This window comes from Exiguobacterium sp. s191, from assembly GCF_018618955.1.
In the GTDB taxonomy this organism is placed as follows: domain Bacteria; phylum Bacillota; class Bacilli; order Exiguobacteriales; family Exiguobacteriaceae; genus Exiguobacterium_A; species Exiguobacterium_A abrahamii.
The window spans coordinates 1,056,684-1,079,336 of record NZ_JACSNC010000001.1 but is presented as its reverse complement, the minus strand read 5'-3'; the positions used below and the strand labels follow the sequence as shown (position 1 = coordinate 1,079,336).

The 22,653-nt window shown below is 46.4% G+C and carries 26 protein-coding genes; 9 read left to right on the top strand and 17 right to left on the bottom strand.

Translation table 11 applies throughout. The features are described 5' to 3' along the window. The first annotated feature begins 62 nt into the window (after positions 1-62). Complete coding sequence (locus KNQ09_RS05860) at positions 63-959, top strand: glycerophosphodiester phosphodiesterase (RefSeq protein WP_214857853.1); 897 nt, start codon at positions 63-65, stop codon at positions 957-959. 217 nt (positions 960-1,176) lie between these two features. Beyond that, positions 1,177-1,620 carry an Rrf2 family transcriptional regulator gene (locus KNQ09_RS05855; protein WP_149427544.1) on the top strand — a complete coding sequence of 148 codons (444 nt, stop codon included), beginning with the start codon at positions 1,177-1,179 and terminating at the stop codon, positions 1,618-1,620. Positions 1,621-1,673: 53 nt separating this feature from the next. Here the strand turns inward: KNQ09_RS05855 and mnhG are convergent, their stop codons facing one another. From mnhG to KNQ09_RS05820, 7 genes are read right to left on the bottom strand one after another with little or no spacing between them, the layout of a single operon-like run. Beyond that, positions 1,674-2,048, bottom strand: a complete 375-nt coding sequence (gene mnhG / locus KNQ09_RS05850) for a monovalent cation/H(+) antiporter subunit G (RefSeq protein WP_023468544.1) — start codon at positions 2,046-2,048, stop codon at positions 1,674-1,676. Next, on the bottom strand, positions 2,032-2,268 hold the full coding sequence (locus KNQ09_RS05845) for a Na(+)/H(+) antiporter subunit F1 (RefSeq protein WP_369792030.1): 237 nt from the start codon (positions 2,266-2,268) through the stop codon (positions 2,032-2,034). The genes mnhG and KNQ09_RS05845 overlap by 17 nt, the downstream gene beginning before the upstream one ends. Before the next feature lie 47 nt (positions 2,269-2,315). Then, positions 2,316-2,792, bottom strand: coding sequence for a Na+/H+ antiporter subunit E (locus KNQ09_RS05840; RefSeq protein WP_023468542.1), 477 nt, complete (start codon positions 2,790-2,792; stop codon positions 2,316-2,318). A 3-nt stretch (positions 2,793-2,795) separates the two neighbouring features. Beyond that, positions 2,796-4,283 carry a Na+/H+ antiporter subunit D gene (locus KNQ09_RS05835; protein WP_064299715.1) on the bottom strand — a complete coding sequence of 496 codons (1,488 nt, stop codon included), beginning with the start codon at positions 4,281-4,283 and terminating at the stop codon, positions 2,796-2,798. Then, positions 4,276-4,617: a Na(+)/H(+) antiporter subunit C gene (locus KNQ09_RS05830; protein WP_023468540.1), complete on the bottom strand. Its 342-nt coding sequence runs from the start codon at positions 4,615-4,617 to the stop codon at positions 4,276-4,278. Before KNQ09_RS05830 ends, KNQ09_RS05835 begins: the two co-directional genes overlap by 8 nt. Position 4,618: 1 nt before the next feature. Further along, complete coding sequence (locus KNQ09_RS05825) at positions 4,619-5,059, bottom strand: Na(+)/H(+) antiporter subunit B (RefSeq protein WP_023468539.1); 441 nt, start codon at positions 5,057-5,059, stop codon at positions 4,619-4,621. Continuing rightward, entirely contained in the window at positions 5,056-7,461 is a 2,406-nt protein-coding gene (locus tag KNQ09_RS05820) for a Na+/H+ antiporter subunit A (protein ID WP_214857851.1), read from the bottom strand. The genes KNQ09_RS05825 and KNQ09_RS05820 overlap by 4 nt, the downstream gene beginning before the upstream one ends. Positions 7,462-7,818: 357 nt before the next feature. Here KNQ09_RS05820 and KNQ09_RS05815 point away from each other — a divergent pair, with 357 nt between their 5' ends. Further along, on the top strand, positions 7,819-8,070 hold the full coding sequence (locus KNQ09_RS05815; protein ID WP_029341919.1) for a hypothetical protein: 252 nt from the start codon (positions 7,819-7,821) through the stop codon (positions 8,068-8,070). 40 nt (positions 8,071-8,110) lie between these two features. Here the strand turns inward: KNQ09_RS05815 and KNQ09_RS05810 are convergent, their stop codons facing one another. Both KNQ09_RS05810 and KNQ09_RS05805 read right to left on the bottom strand, forming a co-directional pair. Then, positions 8,111-8,404 carry a hypothetical protein gene (locus KNQ09_RS05810; protein ID WP_023468536.1) on the bottom strand — a complete coding sequence of 98 codons (294 nt, stop codon included), beginning with the start codon at positions 8,402-8,404 and terminating at the stop codon, positions 8,111-8,113. Positions 8,405-8,662: 258 nt separating this feature from the next. Then, positions 8,663-9,376, bottom strand: coding sequence for a YebC/PmpR family DNA-binding transcriptional regulator (locus KNQ09_RS05805; RefSeq protein WP_023468535.1), 714 nt, complete (start codon positions 9,374-9,376; stop codon positions 8,663-8,665). 194 nt (positions 9,377-9,570) lie between these two features. Here KNQ09_RS05805 and KNQ09_RS05800 point away from each other — a divergent pair, with 194 nt between their 5' ends. Further along, on the top strand, positions 9,571-11,343 hold the full coding sequence (locus KNQ09_RS05800; protein WP_214857849.1) for a glycoside hydrolase family 13 protein: 1,773 nt from the start codon (positions 9,571-9,573) through the stop codon (positions 11,341-11,343). A gap of 51 nt (positions 11,344-11,394) precedes the next feature. Here KNQ09_RS05800 and KNQ09_RS05795 read toward each other — a convergent pair whose 3' ends face one another. The 6 genes from KNQ09_RS05795 to KNQ09_RS05770 form a co-directional block, all read right to left on the bottom strand. Beyond that, positions 11,395-12,597, bottom strand: a complete 1,203-nt coding sequence (locus KNQ09_RS05795; RefSeq protein ID WP_214857847.1) for a DUF1015 domain-containing protein — start codon at positions 12,595-12,597, stop codon at positions 11,395-11,397. Between the two features lie 13 nt (positions 12,598-12,610). Then, positions 12,611-13,768 carry a phosphoglycerate dehydrogenase gene (locus tag KNQ09_RS05790; protein WP_133207446.1) on the bottom strand — a complete coding sequence of 386 codons (1,158 nt, stop codon included), beginning with the start codon at positions 13,766-13,768 and terminating at the stop codon, positions 12,611-12,613. Next, on the bottom strand, positions 13,769-14,833 hold the full coding sequence (gene serC, locus KNQ09_RS05785; protein WP_214857845.1) for a 3-phosphoserine/phosphohydroxythreonine transaminase: 1,065 nt from the start codon (positions 14,831-14,833) through the stop codon (positions 13,769-13,771). Positions 14,834-14,957: 124 nt separating this feature from the next. Continuing rightward, positions 14,958-15,323: a nuclear transport factor 2 family protein gene (locus tag KNQ09_RS05780; protein ID WP_064299721.1), complete on the bottom strand. Its 366-nt coding sequence runs from the start codon at positions 15,321-15,323 to the stop codon at positions 14,958-14,960. A gap of 83 nt (positions 15,324-15,406) precedes the next feature. Then, positions 15,407-15,607 (bottom strand): cold-shock protein, encoded by a 201-nt coding sequence (locus KNQ09_RS05775; protein ID WP_023468529.1) that lies wholly within the window; start codon positions 15,605-15,607, stop codon positions 15,407-15,409. A 243-nt stretch (positions 15,608-15,850) separates the two neighbouring features. After that, positions 15,851-16,111 carry an RNA polymerase sigma factor gene (locus KNQ09_RS05770; protein ID WP_064299722.1) on the bottom strand — a complete coding sequence of 87 codons (261 nt, stop codon included), beginning with the start codon at positions 16,109-16,111 and terminating at the stop codon, positions 15,851-15,853. 144 nt (positions 16,112-16,255) lie between these two features. On the opposite strand from KNQ09_RS05770, the gene KNQ09_RS05765 reads away from it, so the two are divergent. The 5 genes from KNQ09_RS05765 (at position 16,256) to egtD (ending at position 20,811) form a co-directional block, all read left to right on the top strand. Then, a complete protein-coding gene (locus tag KNQ09_RS05765) occupies positions 16,256-16,813 on the top strand; it encodes a GNAT family N-acetyltransferase (RefSeq protein ID WP_064299723.1) in 558 nt (185 codons plus the stop codon). After that, positions 16,800-17,306 (top strand): NUDIX domain-containing protein, encoded by a 507-nt coding sequence (locus tag KNQ09_RS05760; protein WP_064299724.1) that lies wholly within the window; start codon positions 16,800-16,802, stop codon positions 17,304-17,306. The genes KNQ09_RS05765 and KNQ09_RS05760 overlap by 14 nt, the downstream gene beginning before the upstream one ends. A 160-nt stretch (positions 17,307-17,466) precedes the next feature. After that, positions 17,467-18,450 carry a GMP reductase gene (gene guaC / locus KNQ09_RS05755; protein WP_023468525.1) on the top strand — a complete coding sequence of 328 codons (984 nt, stop codon included), beginning with the start codon at positions 17,467-17,469 and terminating at the stop codon, positions 18,448-18,450. 124 nt (positions 18,451-18,574) lie between these two features. Then, entirely contained in the window at positions 18,575-19,855 is a 1,281-nt protein-coding gene (egtB, locus tag KNQ09_RS05750; protein ID WP_214857844.1) for an ergothioneine biosynthesis protein EgtB, read from the top strand. Next, positions 19,855-20,811 (top strand): L-histidine N(alpha)-methyltransferase, encoded by a 957-nt coding sequence (gene egtD / locus KNQ09_RS05745; RefSeq protein WP_214857843.1) that lies wholly within the window; start codon positions 19,855-19,857, stop codon positions 20,809-20,811. Before egtB ends, egtD begins: the two co-directional genes overlap by 1 nt. Before the next feature lie 79 nt (positions 20,812-20,890). On the opposite strand, the gene KNQ09_RS05740 is transcribed toward egtD, so the two are convergent. Together KNQ09_RS05740 and KNQ09_RS05735 are read right to left on the bottom strand one after the other, a co-directional pair. Next, complete coding sequence (locus KNQ09_RS05740) at positions 20,891-21,214, bottom strand: hypothetical protein (RefSeq protein WP_214857842.1); 324 nt, start codon at positions 21,212-21,214, stop codon at positions 20,891-20,893. Positions 21,215-21,256: 42 nt separating this feature from the next. Further along, on the bottom strand, positions 21,257-22,375 hold the full coding sequence (locus tag KNQ09_RS05735; protein ID WP_023468521.1) for an NAD(P)/FAD-dependent oxidoreductase: 1,119 nt from the start codon (positions 22,373-22,375) through the stop codon (positions 21,257-21,259). Between the last annotated feature and the right edge of the window lie 278 nt (positions 22,376-22,653).

Below are 22,653 nucleotides of genomic sequence, written 5' to 3'. Positions count from 1 at the left end.
ATCAGCTTCATACAAACGATATAGGATAAGTGTTGTAAGAATATTTCAAGGGGGAATTGATTATGTTGAAACAATTTGGATTGACGATGGTAGCAGGAGCCGTATTAAGCACAGGGCTTCCGACAGAAGATGTCAGCGCACAATCAAAAGGCAAATCGTTACTTGATCCAAATCGAATCATCAATGTTGCTCACCGTGGAGCTTCAGGGTACGCGCCAGAGCATACGATGCTAGCTTATGAAATGGGACATAAGACATTCAAAGCAGATTACATCGAAATTGATTTACAGATGACGAAAGACGGTCAATTGATTGCGATGCACGATGAAACGATTGATCGGACGACGAACGGAACAGGTGCCGTCAAAGATAAAACGCTTTCTGAAATCAAGAAACTTGATGCTGGTAGCTGGTTTAATGAAGCGAACCCGACGCTTGCGAAAAAGTCATATGTCGGTTTGAAAGTACCGACGCTTCAAGAAGTCTTGAGTAAGTATGGGAAGCATGCGAATTACTATATCGAGACGAAATCACCGGAAGTGTATCCCGGAATGGAACAGAAATTGCTCGACGTACTAAAGCAGAACGGATTGTCGAGTAACAAGGTCAAACCAGGACAAGTCTTGATTCAGTCGTTTAGTGAAGCGAGTCTTCAAAAAGTCAGAGCCATCGACCCGAACGTTCCACTGGTTCAGTTGATGGAAGCAAATGAAGTCAAGGCTTTGACGGATGATCGATTAACCGCAATCCGTCAGTATGCAGTCGGTGTTGGTCCTTCCTACAAAGCATTGACACGTGAAAACATCTCAGCGATTCGGACTCATGATTTGTTACTTCACCCGTATACTGTGAATGAAAAAGCGGATATGGTTCGTATGCTCGACTATGGTGTCACAGGAGTCTTCACGAACTATGCCGACCGTTTTAATGATGTCGTGAAAGGACTATACAAAAAATAAAGTAAGGACGACACAGGACTATTTCTTCTTTCGAACAGGAAAGAAGAAATAGTTTTTTTGTTTTTAAAACTCGTATTTTAAATCCAATATTTCATTCTATACGTAAACCTAATAGAGGTTTATCAGAATTTCGAATCATGAGACAAAACAATGTAGTCAGTTTCGTATTTCATGGTACGATAACAGTGCAGTTTTGGGAAGGAATGGAGTGAGGATCGTGAGAATTACACAGTATACGGATTATGGACTACGTGTGTTGATGTATCTCGGGGTGCACCGGGATGTCATCACACCAATGCCGCAGATTGCAAATCATTATGGCATCTCATCCAACCATTTAATGAAGGTGACACAACAATTAGCGAAACTTGGCTATGTCGAATCAACAAGAGGTCGGTCAGGCGGACTCCGTTTGATTCGTGATCCAAAAGACATCAACATCGGGAAAGTCGTTCGGGAAATGGAACCGATGGATATCGTCGAGTGTTTTGGAAGCAACGGTCATTGTGTCATCGAACCAGGATGCCGTCTAAAAGGTGTGCTCGGACGAGCGCTTCGAGCTTTTATCCGGGAACTGGAACAGCATACATTAGAAGAATTGTTAGATAATCGTGATGAGTTGGCGCTCTTGTTTGCTGCCTCATCTTTACAGCGTTCCTAATCAAAAAACCCTCGTTTCCGTGAATGGAAGCGAGGGTTTTGTCATATCGATACTTATACGTCATCTTGGCGTTTCTTTGGTTCCACATGTTCTTTATTCTGGGACAAGTCGTCACGAACAGACGATTTCCACAACGGAACATTGCTGTAATATGCAGCACGAGCGATCAGATGTCCTCCAATCGGTGCTGTGATGAGCACGAACAGGATGCCGAGAACGACACGAGAGGAGAAGAATCCATCTTCAGTGACGAAATAGATGATGACGCCGATTAAAATCGACATGACACCTAATGTCGCGCTTTTAGATGCAGCGTGAGCACGCGTATAGACATCCGGTAAGCGGATCAGACCAAGCGCGGTGACGAGACTAAATCCCATACCGAGCAAGGCGAAGACCGCGACGATCAATTCATTGGTTGCGATCACGTTCGATGATCTCTCCTTTCTCGATATATTTTGAAAAGGCAACTGTACCGATGAAGGCGAGTATACCAATCAACAGGATGACTTCGAGGTAGTCGCTCGTCCGTAAGATGATCGAGACAAGGCCAACGATTGAAATCAAGCTGATACCAATTGAATCAAGCGCGATGACACGATCCGCCACACTTGGTCCTTTGATGACCCGGTAAAACAGACCGAGCATCGAGAGAAAGACACCCCCGAGTGCGATATAGATTAAAATATCGAACATCACCGACTCACCTCCAGAATGGCTTTCTCAAAACTATCACGAATCGAAGCGACCGCTTCATCGACCTCTGGCATGTGGAGTGCATGAATGTAGAGTGTCTTATTATCATCCGAGATATCAACGACGAGCGTTCCCGGTGTCAGCGTGATCAGCATTGACAGCAACGTGATTTGCCACGGTTGATCGAGTTCGGTCTCATAGGCGAAAATACCAGGTTGAATATCTAACTTCGGCTTTAAAATGATTTTCAAGACATCGATGTTCGCGACGACAAGCTCGTAGAGAAAGCGGAAAAACAATAGGACGAGTGCGACGACAGGTCCGAGATAAAAGCGACCTTTGAAGCCGCGACGGAAAGCGAACATCGCAATCAGCCCTAGCGCGTAACCGATGACGAAACCGGAGGCCGAGAAATTGTTTGAGAGAAACATCCACAAGAATGCAAGAAATAAGTTGAGCAAGACTTGAAATGCCATGAATTAACGACCTCCTTTTAGTACGGCATCGATATAGAGCGTTGGATTCGTCAACGGTTCGACGGCTTGTTGAATCAGTGGACGCATCGCCTCAGCACCTACTCCATAGAGAACGCTGAGCGCAACTAAGGCAATCGTAGGAACGAGCAGCTTTGGAACAAGCGCTTGTTTATCACCAGAGTAGGTCTTCGGTGTTCCCCAAAAGGCACGCATGAACAATTGAACGACCGAATACAAGACGAGTAGACTGGATAGTAGAACGATGATTGGTCCAATCAACTCACCGGCTTCAATACCACCACGAACAATCAGGAATTTCCCAATGAATCCGCTGAGCGGTGGAATCCCGGCAAGTGATAACGCCGCGATGAAGAACGTCCAACCTAATACAGGATAGGCTTTGATCATCCCGCCCATATCTTTCAGCTTACTCGAGCCGGCAATTCCGACCATGATTCCTACGAGTAGGAATAAAGCGGCTTTAATCAACATATCATGAAGAAGGTAGAAAATCGCACCTTCTAGCGCTTGCGGTGTCATGAGGGAAACCCCGTACAAGATGACTCCGACTGCGACGATGATGTTGTAGATGATGATTTGCTTCGCATCCCGTGTCGCAAGCGCACCGATCACCCCGATGACGATCGTACTGAGAGCAAGGATACTTAAGATTTGATGAATCGTTCCAATCTCATTTGAGAAGAACAAACTATACGTCCGTAAAATCCCGTAGACCCCGACCTTCGTCAGCAAGGCACCGAACAGAGCAAGAACAGGCGTCGGCGGTACTTGATAAGAACCAGGTAACCAGAAGTAGAGCGGGAAGATCGCACCTTTTAATCCGAAGACGATCAGGAATAACAAGGCGATGACGTTTAGGATTGCCGGCTGTCCGACCTCTGAAATCTTTTGACTGATATCCGCCATGCTGAGCGATCCAATGATCCCGTACAAGAAGGCAACTGTCATGACGAATAATGCGGACGAGATGACGTTGATCAAAAGATACTTCAGCGATTCTCGTAATTGTGCCGGTTTCCCGCCAAGAACGATCAAGACATAAGACGAAATCAGGAAGACTTCGAAGAAGACGAACATGTTGAAGATATCACCTGTCGTAAAGGCACCATTGACACCAACGAGCAAGAATTGGACGGCAATGAAATAGTAGTATCGTTGATAGGAAACGCTCAAGTAGACAATGGCATACCAGATGATACAAAGAACAAGAATGCTTGTCGTCGTGACGAGTAAAGCGGATAGCATGTCAGAGACGAGTGTGATACCAAAAGGCGCTGGCCAGCTACCGAGTGTGACTGTTAAGATTCCGTTCGACCGGACAGTCAGCACAAGATAGATGGAGGCACAGACAGTTAAAATCGTCGAAAAGAGGGAAACGATTCGTTGTCCTTTGAGGTGTCGCGGGAAAAACATCAAGATGACACCAGTCAACAAAGGGATGATGATTGGTAGTAGCGGTAAGTTAATCATTCGAATCGGTTCCTTTCATCTCTTCGATATTATCGGTTCCGAGTTCTTGATAGGCACGATAAGCGAGTACCAAGAAAAAGGCAGTGACACCAAAGCTGATGACGATGGCGGTCAAGACGAGTGCTTGCGGTAGTGGATCCGTATAGGAAGTCACGCCGTCCTTTAAGACCGGAGCCGCGCCTCGTTTTAATCCACCCATCGTCATGACGAGTAGATGGGCAGCGTGGCTGAGCAACCCTGTTCCGATGATAATGCGAAGAATACTTTTCGAAAGAATGAGATAAATGGCACACATCGTCAGGATGCCTGCGGCGATCGCCATGATGATTTCCATATTAATCACTCTCCCCAATCGTTTGAATAATCGTCATCGTCACACCGACGACAACAAGATAAACACCAAGATCAAACAACATCGCCGTATGAAGTGATGTCTTACCGAATAACGGTAAGTTGAAATAGTCATGTGCATGTGTGAAGAACGGGACGTTAAAGACAAGCGCTCCTGAAGCCGTCAGTACGGCAATCAACATGCCAAGAGCCGTGATCCATTTGTAGTCGAATGGCAAAATCCGGCGTAACGTCTTGATGTCGTAAGCAAGTAAGATCAAGACAAGAGCAGACGCCGTCACAAGACCACCAATGAAACCGCCACCTGGCGTATAGTGTCCAGCAAAGAACAAGTAGACAGCAAACAGGAAGATGATGAACGTGATAAAGGAAGTCGCGGACTCTAAGATGACGTCATTCGTATGCTTTTTTGTCTGCTTTTTCATTTATCCATCCCTCCTGTTCGTCTGAATTTAATCATCGTGTAAATACCGATTCCAGCCAGTGCGAGAACGGCAATCTCAAACAACGTATCGAAGCCACGGAAGTCGACGAGAATGACGTTGACCATATTACCGCCAGCGGCAAGATCAGCGACGTTATCGATGTAATACTTGGCGATTGAAGTAAACGATCGTTGGCTGAGAGAAGCAAGGGAGACGAGTGTCACTGTCAATCCGACGAGTGCCGAAATCAAGGCATTGCCGAGCTTGAACGGGATGCGTTCTTCTTTCCGGCTGATTTCCGGTAAACGATAGAAAACGAGCAGGAACAGAGCGACCGATACTGTCTCGATGACGAGTTGCGTTAAAGCAAGGTCTGGCGCTCGGAATAAGACGAAGAACAGAGCGACCGTATAACCTGTCACACCGAGCAAGATGATCGATGTCAGTCGTGAACGCGCAAAGGTGATCGAGAGTGCACTCGAAACGAGAACGAGTGCAAGGATGATCTCATACGCGTCAATCGTGCTGATGGGATCAACCGCGAAGCGGAAGGCATCAAACCCGTATAATGCCGTCAAAATCAAGATGACGATGAATCCGAAGATGTAGACGAGATACGACCGCATGTATCCGGTCATGACCGTATCATGGATCTTTGTCGAGGTCTGTTCACCACGGCGTAACAAAGCGTCATATTGATGATTCAAGGAGATGGCACGAGGCATCCGGTTATAGAGCGATTGCCAGCGCGGCAGTGTCTTATACAAGATGAACCCGACTGTAAAGATGAGTAACGTCAGGAAAAATTCTGGTTTGAATCCATGCCACATCGTAATATGCACATCAATCTTGCCACCGGCATCAACGACTTGCGGTAAGATTGCTTCGACTGCCGGTCGAATCAACGTATCCGATAATATATTCGGGAAGAGGCCGATGATGACTACAAGCGAGACGAGGACGAGAGGTGGAATCAACATTCCAATCGGTGCCTCGTGTGGTGCTTTCGGTAACTTGTCGTCTTGACGCTTACCGAAGAACGTTCTGCGGACGATCAAGATGCTATAGACGAATGTAAAGATACTTCCGACGACGGCGAGTACAGGAATGATCCAACCGTAAGACGGTAAGTGGAACAAGTCAGATCCTGAAACTTCAAGTACACCTGTCAAGAACATCTCTTTACTTAAGAAACCATTGAATGGAGGAATCCCCGCCATCGAAAGGGTCCCGATCATCGCAATCGTCATCGAAATCGGCATGAGTTGCGCAAGACCACCGAGCTTCCGAATGTCGCGAGTACCAGTCTCGTGATCGACGATTCCCGCCATCATGAAGAGACTGCCTTTAAACGTCGCGTGGTTGATCAGGTGGAAGATCGCAGCGACTGTCGCAATCGTATATAATCCGTCATCTAACGCGTCGACGTGCAAGGCAGCTGCTCCGAGTCCAAGTAATGACATGATTAATCCAAGCTGAGAAATCGTCGAGTAAGCAAGGATTCCCTTTAAATCATGTTGTTTCACCGCATTGAGTGAACCCCAGAATAAGGTGAATATTCCGACAGATGAGACGAGATAGAACCAGAGCGACTCATCCGCAAAAATCGGACTGAAACGAGCGACAAGATACAACCCTGCCTTGACCATCGTTGCCGAGTGCAAGTAGGCGCTGACAGGGGTCGGTGCTTCCATCGCATCTGGTAACCAGATGTGGAACGGAAATTGAGCCGATTTCGTGAAGGCGGCTAGCAAGAATAAAACAAGGGCGACCGTAAAGAAGGGTTCACCTTGAATCGACTCAAGCGACGCATAGGTCTCACGAATACTTAACGATCCACTGAGTGTAGAGAGAATCGCGATTCCCCCAAGCATCGCTAATCCACCAAAGACGGTGATCAGCATCGATTTTTGAGCGCCGTAACGAGAACGTTCCCGCTCGTACCAGTAGGCGATCAATAAGAACGACGAAATCGACGTTAATTCCCAGAACAGATAGAGGACGATCATGTTATCTGACAGTACGACCCCAAGCATGGCGGTCATGAACATCAACAGATAGACATAAAATGTTCCGAGTGATTCTTTTTTCGCATCTAAATAAAAAATCGAATAAAGAACGACGAGTGAGCCGATTCCTGTGATCAATAGTGCGAACAATAAGCCGAGTCCGTCAAGATACGTGACGAAATCGATACCGAGCGATGGTATCCACGGCATACGTGCCGTAAAGGTCTCACCTGACATCGTACCAGGGAGAAAGCGGCTGAAATACGAAACGAGCAGTACAGGTACGACAAGTACAAACCAACCGGTATGAATGTTCGGAAGGCGTTTCGCTAGAAGCGGAATGAAAAGACTGATCAATATGGGCAGTAAAATAGCCCCGTGCATCACGGACACGAAATTCCCTCCTTTGTGACATCGACGACCAAAAATGAAAAAGGGACGCGAACGCAAGCTGTTGAAGCTCGGAACTGTCCAGTAGAAGACACGATTCATTTTGTTCGTCGAAGATGTTTCTGAATCAAGTATAGCGTACTTTTTTCCTTCTTGCATGACGTGAAGCGTTGAAGCATAAGGGATAGAGCCATTTTTTCTCTTGATTATTAAATATGTAGGAACACGGCAGAAATAGGCTGAAAATTTTTTTGGTTTTTTTCAAAAAACACGTGGATCCATGAGAAGAATGATTCAAACTCAAGGAACGCGGGTACATTTATCTAGAGCACAACTAATGACCATAGAGGGGGAACTTTCATGCGAGCAACATTCAAGACAGGTGTTATTTTAGGTGGTCTAGCAGCGATTGCGACAATCGCCTATCAACAATACCAACAACGAAAATCGACTTCAGATGATATTGACCATCGTCCAAGTGTCGACGCGAAACGCGATCCGGCTGAAGTCGGACTGACACAACTGGATTCCATTCATCGGGCAGATTGGCAAGCGAATGGATTCCCACAAACACACGCAGAACTCGAACGCCTCGAGCGAGAAGAAAATTAAAAAAGCACGTCTCTCGAATGAGAGGCGTGTTTTATGGTCATTAAGCACTTGTTGTGACTAGGGCACGTGTCCGTTCACTGTGTGCAGTATAAGAAGAGAGATGTTCGAATTGATAAAGCGTTAAGGTCGCTGTGCGACGTTGACCGGTACTCGATTCGAGCATTAAATAAGCTTCATTGAAGTCTGTTCCACCACCATCATAGCGGATGTGTGCCGTAATCGTTCGTCCATCTGTTGTCTGCATATAAATATCGTATCCTCCGAAATCAACACGCTTAAAGCTAGTTGCCTCGCTTACGATGTGTTTGAATGTTTCAATTAAAGAATATGTCATCGTTCGTTCCTCCTTTTATTTCTTCAAAATAAAATAAGTTATAATTAACACCGAATATTACTATTCCCATTAAATTCAAGAAATAAACATCATAAATGAATCTTTTTTTAGTTCTTTTTTTTAGTTCTTGTTATGAAACGCGTTTCATACTTTATGATGAATACAGACGGTGCGTGACCGATTCCGGGCGTTAACCGATACAGAAACTATAATCAAAAAGACAAGGGGATGGTCATGACCATCCCCTTGTCTTTTTGATTATAGTTCTACGTTGTGGTAGACCTGTTGCACATCCTCAAGATCTTCCAGTGCATCGATCATTTTCTCGAATTGTGCGACGTCGTCTTCAGACAACGCGACTTCGTTTTGAGCGAGCATGACGAGTTCGGCAAGTGAGAACTCGGTGATCCCTGCAGCTTTCAACGCTTCTTGCACAGCATGGAATTGTTCCGGCTCAGCGTAGATGATGACAGATTCGTCTTCTTCGAGGATATCGCGCACATCAATATCCGCTTCCATCATCAATTCGAGAACGTCATCCGCAGTTTTACCTTCGAAGGCAAAGATTGCCGTCGCATCGAACATATAAGCGACGGATCCGCTCACGCCCATGTTTCCGCCATTTTTTCCAAATGCAGCACGGACGTCAGAAGCCGTCCGGTTAACGTTGTTCGTCAACGTTTCGACGATGACCATTGAACCGCTTGGACCGAATCCTTCATAACGTAAGACATCGTAGTTTTCTTCCGCTCCACCTTTTGCTTTTTCAATCGCCCGATCGACGATGGCACGTGGCACGTTGTATGTCTTCGCTCGTTCAAGAACGACCTTTAATGCTTGGTTTGATTCTGGATCGGGTTCACCTTGTTTAGCCGCTACATAAATCTCACGACCGAACTTTGCGTAGATCCGACTCGTATTTTTGTCTTTTGATGCTTTTTTTTCCTTGATATTGTTCCATTTACGACCCATTTCGTATCCACTCTCTTTCCGTAATATCAGAAATCCCTGATTTCCTATGCGTTATCAGTATACCTTAAACTACCTGACAGACTGAACTAAAATGTCGGTGGAACAGTTGAATTTCTACTAAATACGTTTAAGCGATGCGGAAGAAAGGAACTTTACCGATAGAGAAATATCAATTTAAGGGAGAGTGGCAGAATTTGAACCAGGCTGGAGTAGTTCATCGCGCATTATCACCGTTCGTTTATGCTTACGATCAAGAGACGGTCCATATCCGACTCATGACGGCTAAAGGCGATATTGAAAAAGTTGAATTGATATATGGTGATCCGTATGAATGGGAAGCGGAAAAAGAAGAAGACCGAGATTGGAATTTTGATCCGGAGAAAGAAAAATCATGGAAAGTAGAGCGGACGCCGATGCAACACAATGGAAGTGATGCGACGTATGACTATTGGTTCATTGCAATCCGTCCAGAACGGAAGCGGGTACGGTATGGGTTTGAGGTTCATGGCGATACGACAGCCGTATTAACCGAGCGTGGCTGGTATGACGAAGCGCCACTCGATCATCCAGGCTATTATTTTTCAGTGCCATATGTTCATGCGACGGATGTCTTTGATACACCGGATTGGGTGAAGGATACGGTCTGGTATCAAATTTTCCCGGAACGATTTGCGAATGGTGACCGGGCGAATGATCCAGCGGGAACGAAGGAGTGGGGAAGTGAAGCACCGGCTTTTCAGAATTTCTTCGGTGGAGATTTTCAAGGTGTCATTGATCACGTCGATCATTTACAACGTCTCGGCGTCACGGGTGTCTACTTCTGTCCAGTCTTTGAGGCACCATCCAATCATAAATACGATACGCTTGATTACTTGAAGCTTGATTCTGCGTTCGGTGACGAGAAAACGTTCCGCAAGATGATCGATGTGCTACATGAGAACGGTATCCGCGTATTACTCGATGCCGTCTTTAATCATATTAGTGAAGAGCACCCAGCATTTCAAGATGTCTTAGAAAAGGGACAAGACTCAAAATACGCCAACTGGTTTACGATTGATTCCTTCCCGGTCGATCCATCGATTCCAAACTATGAAGTGTTTGCATTTGAACGAAACATGCCGAAGTTGAATACTGCCCATCCGGACGTCAAAGACTATTTGCTTCACGTCGGACGTTACTGGGTCGAGGAATTCGGAATTGACGGCTGGCGTCTGGATGTCGCTAGTGAAGTCGATCATGCGTTTTGGCGTGAGTTTCGAAAGGAAGTCCGGGCTGCGAACGGAACATGTTATATCGTCGGTGAATGCTGGACGGATTCACAACCATGGCTCCTCGGCGATCAATTTGATGCCGTCATGAATTACGGTTTGACAGAGAGCTTTTTGACTTGTTTTGCGACGGGCGAGACGAGCGTTCGTGATTTCTCACATGCAGTCAGCCGGAATTTAAACTGGCATTCTCAAAATGTCAACGAAGTGATGTTCAATTTGATTGACTCGCATGATACGCCGCGTGCTCTAACGCGTGCGAAAGGGAATATCGATCGAATGAAATTGCTCTTCACTACACTGTTGACGTTTCCAGGTTCACCCGTCATCTATTATGGTGATGAGATTGGAATGAAGGGTGGGCAAGATCCGGCCAACCGTGCGTGTATGGAATGGGACGAGACGAAGCAGAACCTTGAGTTGTTCGATCACGTTGCGCAGTTGATCACCCTTCGAAAACAGCATCCGGTTTTAGCAAATGCCGGAACGTATCATTTCCAAAGGATCGATGATACAAGACAGACATTTATTGTCGAACGACGTCAGGGCGAACAGGTTTACTTGCTCGTCGTCAACGTCAGTGAAGAGGTACAATCTCTTTCGCTTGAAGGAACGTATGAAAGTCTGTTAGACGCAACGACGTTATCGGGAACTATTCAAGTAGAAGCTGTGTCAGCTCTTCTTTTGCGACACGTATAAGAAAAAGCAAGTCGTGGATATCGCATCCGCGACTTGCTTTTTTAGTGTGCATTATGAATCAAACGGATGGATCAGTAAACCGCTCCGAAGTTTCGGTTCGAACCAAGTCGATTTCGGTGGCATCACTTCTCCCGCATCAGCTACAGCCATTAAATCTTCGATCGAAGTCGGATGCAAGTGGAAGGCGACAGCGGCATGTCCAGAGTCCACGATTTGCTCAAGGCCGGCATACCCCTTATGACCACCGACGAACTGGATCCGTGCGTCCGTCCGTGGATCTTCGATACCGAGTAACGGTGTCAACAACTCTTCTTGTAAAATCGAGACGTCGAGATTCGCTTTCGTCCCTATTCGTTCAGAATCGTACGAAAGGGTATACCATTGTCGGTTGAGATACATCTCGATTTGGTGAGGCTTCGTTTGTTCGGCACGTCCTTTTGTGATCGTAAAGCGATGGGCTAATCGCTCAAGGAAATCAACGACGGATTGACCGTACAAATCTTCAACGACGCGATGGTAACCGAGAATCCGTAATTGATCTTGCGGGAAGGAGACGCCAAGAAAACGTTGGGCTTCCTCCTGGTCCGTCCGACTGGCAGCGATGGCTGCTGCTGCAGCGCGGTGGTGACCATCAGCGATATAGAGAGCATCGTGACGGGCGAACTGGCTTCCAATCGTCAATAGATGATTGCGATCGGTGATTTTATAAATTCGATGCGTCACTCCATCGACGGTGAAATCATATAGGGGATCGCCAGCAGTAATCGTCGTGACGATTGCTTCGAGTTGTGGATCGGTTTGATGCGCAAGTAAAATCGGACCCGTATGTGCTTGTAACTGTTCGACGTGTCGGACACGGTCGCGCTCTTTATCAGGACGTGTGAACTCATGTTTACGAATTTGATTCGTCTCATAATCACTGACGGCAACACATCCGACGAAACCGGATTGCGTATGTGTTCCATCTGACAATTGATAAATGTAATACGTCTCATCCGTGTCGAGCTGTAAGATGCCGTTTGTTTGACTCTCTTCGAAGGCAAGCGCCGCTTGCTGATAAACGCGTGGGTCATCTTCAGCGATCAATGACGGAAGGGTGGCTTCTGCTTTGTCGATCCGTAAAAAAGACAGCGGATGACGTCGGATCTCGGAACGTGCTTCTTCGCGCGAATAAACATCATACGGTAAGGCGGCAAATTCTGCCGCATATTTTGAGTCCGGTCGTAACGTCGCAAAAGGTTCGAAAGTTGGCATGGGGTTCACTCCTTTAGAGTAGGCGTGTTTTCAAGACGCCAGGAATCTGATTCAGTCGGTCGAGCGAAATCATCTCGTCCGCATGGTTATCGATATCGATGATCGTATAGGCAATCGCATCTTTACTACCATTGATCATATTCGCGATATTGATCGACTCTTGCGCTAACACCGAGGCGATTTGACCGACCATGTTCGGAATGTTGTGGTGAGCAATCGTAATTCGTCGTTTTCCAGTGAACGGTAGCTCGACGGCTGGGAAATTGACCGCATTGCGGATGTTTCCTGTCTCAAGGAACAGACGCAGTTGATCGACCGCCATGATGGCACAGTTTTCCTCCGCTTCACTTGTTGATGCCCCGATATGTGGTAAGGCAATGACTCGGGGGAGGGACAAGATGAAGGCGTTCGGGAAATCCGTCACATAATTCGCCAGGCGACCGGACCTGAGCACTTCTGCTAACGCTTGTTCATCGACGAGTTCACCACGCGAGAAGTTGAGTAGGGTCGCGCCGTGTTTCATTTTTGAAAAGAGTGACGCATCGAGTAAACCCGTCGTCGCATCAACGAGCGGGAGATGCAACGTGATGTAGTCGCTTGTCGCGAGGAGATCCTCGAGCTGTGTTGCCCGCTGAATCTGATTCGAGACGCGCCAGGCAGACTCAACGGACATATGTGGATCATAGCCTGTGACGGTCATGCCAAGCTCGTGAAGGGTGTTGGCTAAGTTTGCCCCGATTGCCCCGAGTCCGACGATCCCGATTCGTTTCCCGAGCAACTCCGTTCCGACGAATTGTTTTTTGTTCGCTTCGATCCGTTCCGGAATATCCGGTCCGCGTAAGTTGTTCGTCCAAAGCAGACTTGGGACGAGTTTTCGCGCCGTCAGGAATAAACTACCGATGACAAGTTCCTTGACGGCATTCGCATTGGCACCTGGTGTCGAAAAGACGGGAATCCCGCGGTTCGCGAGTTGATCGAGTGGAATCGTATTGACACCGACGCCAGCTCGAGCGACGGCTTTGAGACTATCTGGAAAGCGCATGTCATGTAAATCCTTGCTGCGGACGAGAAAGGCGTCTGGCTGCTCCGTTTCTCGCTGGACGTGATAGTCGTCTGTAAATCGTTTTAATCCTTTGTCTGATAGATCATTCCATAGTTGGACTTGATACATTTAACGTTCCCCCTGTTCAAAACGGTGCATGATATGAATCAGTGCCGTAACCCCTTCGGTCGGCATCGCATTGTAAAGACTCGCGCGCATTCCACCAATCGAGCGATGACCGGCAAGATTGATCAAATCGTTACGCGCAGCGAAGTTCAAGAAAGCAGCGTCTTCCGATTCGCTTCCGGTCGAGAATGGAATGTTCATCCGGCTTCGATCCTTGACGGCTACATGGTTATGAAATAGATCGGATTGATCAATTGCTTCATATAACATGCGCGCTTGTGAGACGTTTCGTGCCGCGATCGTCTCGAGTCCCGTCTCTTCAATCCAATCGAGCACTAATTTCGTCATATAAAGACTAAACGTCGGTGGCGTGTTATAAAGAGATCGCTGTTTTGCATGGATGTCATACCGTAAGTAGGCGCCGATCGTGTCAGGAACACGATCTAGCAACTCGTTCTTCACGATAACGATCGTTAAACCAGCGACGCCAAGGTTTTTTTGAGCACCAGCATACAACACATCGAATGACTCGATTGGCAATGGTTCAGACAAAATCGAAGAAGAGACATCAGCGACGAGTGGCACATCGACGAGAGGCGGTGTCTGATACGCCGTCCCTTCGAGCGTATTGTTCCAAGTGATATGCAGATAGTCGGCTGTTGACGTGAACGGACCATCTGGGATGAAGCGATATCCGTGATTAGCGGAAGAGGCGAGCACTTGGACCGAGGCATACAGTTTTGCATCTGCAATCGCCTTCGTCGACCAGCCACCGGTATCGATGAAATCAACCCGTCCGGTCTTCGTCGCTAGATTTTGCGGTAACATCGTGAACTGAAGGGTGGCTCCCCCTTGAAGAAACAATACGGAGTACGTATCGGGAATCGACATCAGTCGCCGTAAGGATTGTTCAGCCGCATCTCGAATCGATTCAAAGATCGGCGAACGATGACTCATTTCAAGAACGGATTGTCCTGAATTTTCATAATCGAGTAGCTCGGATTGAGCCTTCAATAAAACCGGGGCAGGAAGGACTGCTGGACCGGCAGAGAAGTTATAAACCGTCATGAGGAACACTCCTTCTTGAATTTTCAGAAAATATGTACCCCTCAAGTGTAACGGAATGAAAAATGAGAAGCAATTCCAACTGACGATGAATGGAAAATGAAAATAAAAACATCACTTGAATCCGTTACGACGGATCAAGAGATGTCAATTGACCAAAATGCCATTTCCAACCATCTGACGTAGCACGATAGATGGACACGATCCGGAAACGACCAACGTATTGAGTTGTCCCGTATTCAAATCGGTCTTCTGTCAAACTATACTGGATTGCCGTATCTTCGAAATGATCAATGTATGAAAAATCATCGGTCCGGGATAACCAGCGGATGTTTGCAGGATCCACGTAATGATCGAGGTAGGTCTCGGCATCAAATGACCGCCCTAACGCATCGATGAACGTAAATTCGGGAGATAATAGAGGCGAGACTTGTGTTAGGTCGCCTTTTAGCATAGCCTCTTGAAGGTGTTGCATCGTTTGTTCAAGTGTCATATTACATCTCCTTTCTTCCTGAATCGCTAGTGTAGCATATATAAACAAAAAAAAGACCCTGCGTGAGCAGGGTCTAAAAGAAATTAAAGTTTTACAACGTTAGTTGCTTGTGGTCCACGTTGACCTTCTTCAACTTCGAAAGAAACCTCTTGACCTTCGTCAAGTGATTTGAAACCTTCAGATTGGATTGCTGAGAAGTGTACGAATACGTCGTCTCCGCTTTCGCGCTCGATGAAGCCGAATCCTTTTTCTGCGTTAAACCATTTTACTTTACCTTGTTCCATGTGTATTGCCTCCTGCGTGTGACTGGCACACTGATTATTACTACCGTGATCAATTTCATCGAATATAAAGTGAAACACTTCGTATCTCCACCGAACAACAATAATTACTTAATAATATAGCATGCCTGAATCGAAAAAGAAAGGACAAAACAAAAAAAGAACAAACGAAGCTGTTCTTCTCTGAATAAAGCATGCAATTAAAGGGTTCATTCTACTTGTGTCGAAAGAGTATAACTGATTCTTTCAACGAGTCGGAATATGTTCTCTTTTATTACTGAGATGTCGTAATGTATGCAAAATGAATCCTTGGAAGTTCGGATAACGTGTCGGTTGTTCCCAAACGGTACGAAACAATTGCGTCATCGCAGCATGAATGAGTTCATCCTCGACTTGTGTGCGACGGAATAGAAGAAAGAGTGTTTTTTCGTAACGATCGTATAATCGTTCTAACGCGACGGAATCGCGTTGTTTGATTTGATTGAGCAAATCAATGTCTGAATACATAGGTCACTCCTTCTTCGACAGTTTTCTCTATAGTATGCTGTCACTGTAATGTAATGAAACTATTATGTAGATTCCCGCTATATGAATTATGAAACACCCAAACTTCTTGAACTAAAGATAATAATGGAAATGGAGGAACGTTATATGCTTCCTATATACATTCGCCCGTACATCTTGGAGGATGCAGCGGCGATCCTTGAGGTGAATTTGCGAAACCGTGATCACTTTGAATACTGGATGCCAATCAAGCCGTCACCAGAACAATACACGATAGAAGGGCAACGTGAACGGATTCATCGTCATCAAGAGTTAATGCGTCAAGATGCTTATTATGCGTATGGTGTTTTTTTATCCGAGACGGACCAGTTGATTGGGGATGTTTCGGCGATGTTCGTTCAACGTGGACCAGCGGAGACGTGCATGATTGGCTACCAGTTGGATGCCGCCTTTTCAGGACGAGGATATATGGCACAGGCGGTCGGATTGTTCGTGGATCATTTATTTGATGTCCACCAGTTCCACCGGATCCGTGCTGAAGTCATGCCAGAGAATATCGGCTCGATCCGTGTCCTTGAGAAAGTTGGATTTCGCCAAGAAGGAATCGCGAAACAAAATCTCTTCATCAACGATGCCTGGGAAGACTTTATTTTGTTTGCCCTATTAAAAGAAGACCGAAAGGAGTCACGTCATGCCAATCTCTAATTATTATGCCAATCTGCGCCAACTTGTCGGAACGCAGCGTCTTTTTACACCATGCGTCGCAGCAATCATTCGAAACGAAGCAGGTCACATCCTCTTTCAGGATCCAGGAGGTCCGTTTTGGAGTTTGCCTGCTGGAGCGATTGAACTGGGGGAATCACCGGCACAGGCAGTCATTCGCGAAGTCTATGAAGAGACGGGTCTATTCGTCCGACCGGTCCGTCTGATTGCGACCTTCGGTGGAGAGTCGTTTCGTTTGACGTACCCGGACGGAAACGAAGTTGAATATGTAGCGACGGTATTCGAGTGTAAGGTAGTCGGCGGAACGCTCGAAGCCATCGATGGCGAATCAAAGCAACTGGCGTATTTTCCGAAACAGGATCGTCCTCCTTTAGCACTGCCTTATCCTGATCACGTGTTTGAAGCATCCGAAGCAACGAGCTATTTTGACTGGGAAGAGCACTGGTTGACAGATTTACAACGGAAAAACCGTTAAAAACCGAACATTTAATTACTGATAACTGAATAAAGTTCTTGAAAAACCTTGAAAATGCGAAAATTTCTTTGACACTATGAGGACAGTTCGTTATAGTAGTCAAGGGGCGAATGATTATCGCCAATATATTAAAAAATATTCGTAATTAGAGGTGTTATTCATGGATGTAGTATTCGATTATGAAGATATTCAATTAATTCCAGCAAAATCAATCGTTGGTAGTCGTTCGGAATGTGATACGTCAGTCGAGTTCGGTGGTAGACGTTTCAAGCTTCCGGTCGTACCTGCAAACATGCAAACGATCATTGATGAATCGATTGCTTTGTTCTTAGCGGAAGGCGATTATTTTTATATCATGCATCGATTCGAACCGGCTCGTCGTTTGGCATTCGTACGCATGATGCAAGAACGTCAACTGTTCGCTTCAATTAGCGTCGGTGTCAAGGAAGAGGAATATCAGCTGATCGAACAGCTTGCGGCAGAGGGCCTAACTCCTGAATACATCACGATTGATATCGCACACGGTCATTCGGAAGCCGTCATTCAGATGATTCGTCACATCAAGTCGCTTCTACCAGCAAGTTTCGTCATCGCGGGTAACGTTGGTACGCCAGAAGCGGTGCGCGAACTTGAGAATGCGGGAGCCGACGCAACAAAAGTCGGGATCGGACCAGGTAAAGTGTGTATTACGAAGATTAAGACAGGATTCGGTACAGGTGGTTGGCAACTTGCGGCACTTCGTTGGTGTGCAAAAGCAGCAAGTAAACCGATCATCGCTGATGGCGGGATTCGGACGCATGGCGATATCGCGAAGTCGGTTCGGTTCGGTGCTTCGATGGTCATGATCGGTTCACTCTTCGCAGGGCACGAGGAATCGCCTGGTGAGACGCATGAAGTAGATGGGGTGCTCGTCAAGGAATACTTCGGTTCTGCTTCTGAGTTCCAAAAAGGGGAACGCAAGAACGTCGAAGGAAAGAAGATGTTCGTCGAGCATAAAGGAAGCCTGGCGGATACGTTGATCGAGATGGAGCAAGATTTACAATCGGCAATTTCGTATGCTGGTGGAAATAAATTGCAGGCGATTCGGACGGTCGACTACGTCGTCGTCAAGAACTCGATCTTCAACGGCGATAAAGTATATTAAAGTGATCAGTTCGCTCTTAACGGAGCGGACTTTTTTTTGTTTCTTTAGCATAACTCTTCCATAGGAGGGGTATACATCAAATGGACCAAAAGATTCGGAATATTTTGGATAGGGAGTGATTGACATGCTATTTGAAACGACATCGTACTTAATCGAAAAATTTGCCACTGTTCGTAACCAAACAATTGCCTTGATTGAACCGCTCGAAGCAGAAGACTTCATCATTCAAGCGAGTTCGGACGTGAGTCCGCCGAAATGGCATATCGCCCATACGACTTGGTTTTTTGAACGAATGATACTACAAGAATATAGTGAAGGCTATCGCGTCTTCCATCCTAAGTACAATTATCTGTTCAATTCGTACTACAACTCGATTGGTGCTTACCAGCCTCGTCAACAACGAGGGATGTTATCACGTCCGACCGTCGAGGACATCATTGCTTACCGGGCATATGTCGATGGACAAATGGTCGAGTTTTTGAAGGAAGAACGGACTCCAGAAGACCAACGAAAAATCGAAACATTAGTCGAGATGGGACTACAACACGAGCAACAACATCAGGAATTGATCTTGATGGACGTGAAGTATAACTTTTTCACGAATCCACTGTTACCTGCTTATCAGTCAAAGTCGCTGGCAACAGATGTGCCTGAAAATGCAGTCAAGGAAACATCGTTTATCCAATTCGAGGAAGGACTCGTCGAGATCGGTCATACAGGAGACGGTTTTGCGTTTGACAACGAGAGTCCACGTCATAAAACGTGGTTACATCCGTTTGAATTAGCGACGCGTCCTGTCACGAACGGTGAGTATTTGGCGTTCATTGAAGCAGGGGGCTATCAAAAATCAGAGTACTGGCTATCGGATGGGTACGCGACGGTTCAAAAAGAAGGATGGAAAGCACCGTTATATTGGATGAAGGATGACGCGGGAGAGTGGACGATCTTTACGATGAACGGTGTCGAACCACTTCGTCTCGATGAACCGGTCTGTCATGTCAGTTTTTATGAGGCGGACGCTTATAGTCGCTTTATAGGGAAACGCTTGCCGACAGAAGCGGAATGGGAATGGGCTTCTCGCCAAGTCGATTCTGTCACGAAGCGTAATATGATGGGAAGCGGAAATTTCCATCCGGTAGCCGTCGAAGAGTCAGAGACGACGCTTGCGAGCATGTTCGGAAACGTCTGGGAGTGGACGTCGAGCGCTTATAGTTCATATCCAGGCAGTAAACCGCTCGAAGGAGCACTCGGGGAATACAATGCGAAGTTCATGTGTAATCAAATGGTACTGCGTGGAGGAGCGTGCGTGACGCCTGACGATCATATTCGCGAGACATACCGCAACTTCTTCCCGCCTGATAAACGTTGGTTATTTGGCGGATTCCGATTGGCAGGTGACATGTGATGCGAGAGACAGTCATTGGGTACGATTTATATACTCCGCAACAAAACATGCGTTTAGAAGTCATTGAAGGTCTGATGCGAGAACAAAAGGTCTTACCGGCAAAATATTTTTATGATCATATCGGATCCCAGTTGTTCGAACAGATTACGCAACAACCGGAATATTATCCTACACGGACAGAACTCGCCATCTTGGAGCAGCATCGAGCGGAGATCGCACGAAGTATCGGCGATGTGCATACACTGATTGAATATGGAAGTGGAAGCAGTCGTAAAATCCAGATGTTACTGGAGACATTTACACATCTAGACACGTACATGCCCATTGATATCTCAAAAGATTTCCTAATGGAATCTGCACGCCAATTGTCGGAACGGTATCCTGCGCTGCATATTAAAGCGGTCTGTGGGGATTACTCACAATCGATTTCCTTACCGGTCGAGGAGGCTCAAAAACGAGTCATCTTTTTCCCGGGATCGACGATCGGAAACTTTGAGCCGGAGGAAGCGATGCGCTTCTTACGTCATTCCTCACGAATTCTTGAAACTGGCGATGGATTCTTGATCGGCGTCGATCTGAAAAAGTCTGTTGATGTACTTGAACGGGCTTATAACGATGTAGCCGGCGTCACAGCGGCATTCAATTTGAACATGTTGACGCATTTGAATCAGATGCTAGAGGGAACGTTTGATGTGACGCGATTCGAACATCATGCTTTTTATAATGAGGAAAAAGGACGAATCGAAATGCATCTTCGGAGTCAACTCGATCAACTCGTACAAGTCGGAGATGTGACGGTTCCGTTTAAACAAGGGGAAACAATTCATACGGAAAACTCCTATAAATACAGTAAAGAAGAGTTTGAGACACTCGTCCTTAAAAGTGGTTTTCATCCAGTCAATTGCTGGATCGATGACGATGAACGATTCAGCGTGCATTATTTAGAAAAAATGTAACGGCACATCTGAAAACACTCCCACATGTAAGCTTCCGTTACGAAGCGACACAGGGGAGTGTTTTTCTAAATGATATGCCTTATTCGACACGTGCTCCTTCCGGAATCGGATGTTCCGGTACGACGAGAATCGGCATCCATTGTTCCGAGCGACCGATCTCAAGCACCCGACCGGACTCTTCAGGCGTACGACCGGGTATATTGAGTACAGCAATCGCTTGTTTTCCAAGCAATTCATGGACATCGGGTCGCAGTGATTCCCACTCGAGTGAGAATAAACGCGTAAATCCGCCGAATTGTAGTTCAAGCTGAATTGAGCCATCGGTAAGATCCGAAAGCGACTGGATTGTACCAACACGTATATCTAAAGCATCGAATAATTCAAGAGGAACGATTGGTTTCATGGACAATGGTGTACTTCCTTTCAAAGTGAAGCATAGAGTTGGTCAGGAATCGAGAGAAACGTAGGTCGGCTCATAAGTCGTCCATTCGATATCAGGCGCTTGATGACGTGCAAGCTTCGCTAATTGGCTACCGAGATATGGTCCGATCGTCAAACCGGATGCACCAAGTCCGTTCGCTAGGAACACGTTCGGATGATTTTGAAGCGGTCCAATCACCGGCAGGGAGTTTTTCGTATACGGGCGTAAGCCGATACGCAGTTCATCAATCGTCGTTTCTTCGAGACGCGGTAAGACAGGTAAAGCTCGATTCAATAAGGCATACATCCCCTTAACGGTTGGTTTCAAGTCGTAGTCGGTCTGTTTTTCGTGTGTTGAACCAACGATCAATTTCCCTTCGTGGATGGAGACGAGATATAATCCGCGTTGTCCCATGACGACGGGCCATGTCGTTGATGTAGAATCCGTCAAATCGAGTTGCAGGATCTGTCCCTTCTCCGGATGCAAATCGATTTTAAGCTCAAGTGGACGGAGTAGGTCATTTAACCAGACGCCCGCCGTTAAAATGAACTGTTCTGCCGAGTACTGTTCATTTTCCATGGTTATACCGGTGACGACTCCCTTGTCTACGATAAGAGAAGCATCTCCTTCTAGGACGGTCGCACCGTGTTCGACAGCGCCACGAATCAGTGCAGCACACAAGGCACGTCCGTCAACGCGGGCACCACCGGAAACGAATAAGGCATCTTCGATCTGTTCGACGAGTGGAAAGAGCGTTTTGACACGATCTTGGTCCAGTCGTTCGATACGTTCGATGGCAGGTGCTTCCGGAAAACGGTTTTGCGCAATCGTCTCCATCTTTTCGATTTTTGATGTTTCGTGTAAGGCGATCGTGCCAACTTGCTGATAACCCGTACTCGTCTCACCGAGTGCTTCGAGTTCAGGAATCAATGTCTTGTAAAAATGAGCCCCGTTATTCGCTAATTTGTACCATGCCTTATTTCGCCGTTGTGTCATCCACGGACAGATGATGCCGGCTGCCGCATGAGAGGCTCGACCGGGTTCCTTCCGATCGACGAGTAAGACGCGTTCACCAGCCTTCGATAAATGATAGGCAGTCGAGGCACCGAGAATTCCGGCGCCAATGATGATATGGGTGTACATGAAAGATTCAACTCGATTCTGTTCAATTGGAATATCTTTTATTGTAGCAGTAGAAGATCCGGACGACTAGCAAGAGCGGGTTTCCAATCTATAGCACATCGAATGATGGGAAATGATGGGGAAAGTGAACCATTTAGCGCGTCATGACGTATACTAAATATACAGTTTCTAAAAACTGTGAATTAGACGATTAGAAACAGCTGAATTCGGAAACATACCCTTATAGGCATCATGTCCTGTCATCATCGACTTTGAAACGGTCCATCATGAAGGAGGGG

Coding starts and splice junctions, on each gene's coding strand:
- KNQ09_RS05860 (WP_214857853.1), top strand. CDS start 63: ATGTTGAAACAATTTGGATTGACGATGGTAGCAGGAGCCGTATTAAGC.
- KNQ09_RS05845 (WP_369792030.1), bottom strand. CDS start 2,268: ATGCTCGGTCTGTTTTACCGGGTCATCAAAGGACCAAGTGTGGCGGAT.
- KNQ09_RS05840 (WP_023468542.1), bottom strand. CDS start 2,792: ATGGCATTTCAAGTCTTGCTCAACTTATTTCTTGCATTCTTGTGGATG.
- KNQ09_RS05835 (WP_064299715.1), bottom strand. CDS start 4,283: ATGATTAACTTACCGCTACTACCAATCATCATCCCTTTGTTGACTGGT.
- KNQ09_RS05830 (WP_023468540.1), bottom strand. CDS start 4,617: ATGGAAATCATCATGGCGATCGCCGCAGGCATCCTGACGATGTGTGCC.
- KNQ09_RS05825 (WP_023468539.1), bottom strand. CDS start 5,059: ATGAAAAAGCAGACAAAAAAGCATACGAATGACGTCATCTTAGAGTCC.
- KNQ09_RS05815 (WP_029341919.1), top strand. CDS start 7,819: ATGCGAGCAACATTCAAGACAGGTGTTATTTTAGGTGGTCTAGCAGCG.
- KNQ09_RS05810 (WP_023468536.1), bottom strand. CDS start 8,404: ATGACATATTCTTTAATTGAAACATTCAAACACATCGTAAGCGAGGCA.
- KNQ09_RS05805 (WP_023468535.1), bottom strand. CDS start 9,376: ATGGGTCGTAAATGGAACAATATCAAGGAAAAAAAAGCATCAAAAGAC.
- KNQ09_RS05795 (WP_214857847.1), bottom strand. CDS start 12,597: ATGCCAACTTTCGAACCTTTTGCGACGTTACGACCGGACTCAAAATAT.
- KNQ09_RS05790 (WP_133207446.1), bottom strand. CDS start 13,768: ATGTATCAAGTCCAACTATGGAATGATCTATCAGACAAAGGATTAAAA.
- serC (WP_214857845.1), bottom strand. CDS start 14,833: ATGACGGTTTATAACTTCTCTGCCGGTCCAGCAGTCCTTCCTGCCCCG.
- KNQ09_RS05780 (WP_064299721.1), bottom strand. CDS start 15,323: ATGACACTTGAACAAACGATGCAACACCTTCAAGAGGCTATGCTAAAA.
- KNQ09_RS05775 (WP_023468529.1), bottom strand. CDS start 15,607: ATGGAACAAGGTAAAGTAAAATGGTTTAACGCAGAAAAAGGATTCGGC.
- KNQ09_RS05770 (WP_064299722.1), bottom strand. CDS start 16,111: ATGTATTCAGACATTGATTTGCTCAATCAAATCAAACAACGCGATTCC.
- KNQ09_RS05765 (WP_064299723.1), top strand. CDS start 16,256: ATGCTTCCTATATACATTCGCCCGTACATCTTGGAGGATGCAGCGGCG.
- KNQ09_RS05760 (WP_064299724.1), top strand. CDS start 16,800: ATGCCAATCTCTAATTATTATGCCAATCTGCGCCAACTTGTCGGAACG.
- guaC (WP_023468525.1), top strand. CDS start 17,467: ATGGATGTAGTATTCGATTATGAAGATATTCAATTAATTCCAGCAAAA.
- egtB (WP_214857844.1), top strand. CDS start 18,575: ATGCTATTTGAAACGACATCGTACTTAATCGAAAAATTTGCCACTGTT.
- egtD (WP_214857843.1), top strand. CDS start 19,855: ATGCGAGAGACAGTCATTGGGTACGATTTATATACTCCGCAACAAAAC.
- KNQ09_RS05740 (WP_214857842.1), bottom strand. CDS start 21,214: ATGAAACCAATCGTTCCTCTTGAATTATTCGATGCTTTAGATATACGT.
- KNQ09_RS05735 (WP_023468521.1), bottom strand. CDS start 22,375: ATGTACACCCATATCATCATTGGCGCCGGAATTCTCGGTGCCTCGACT.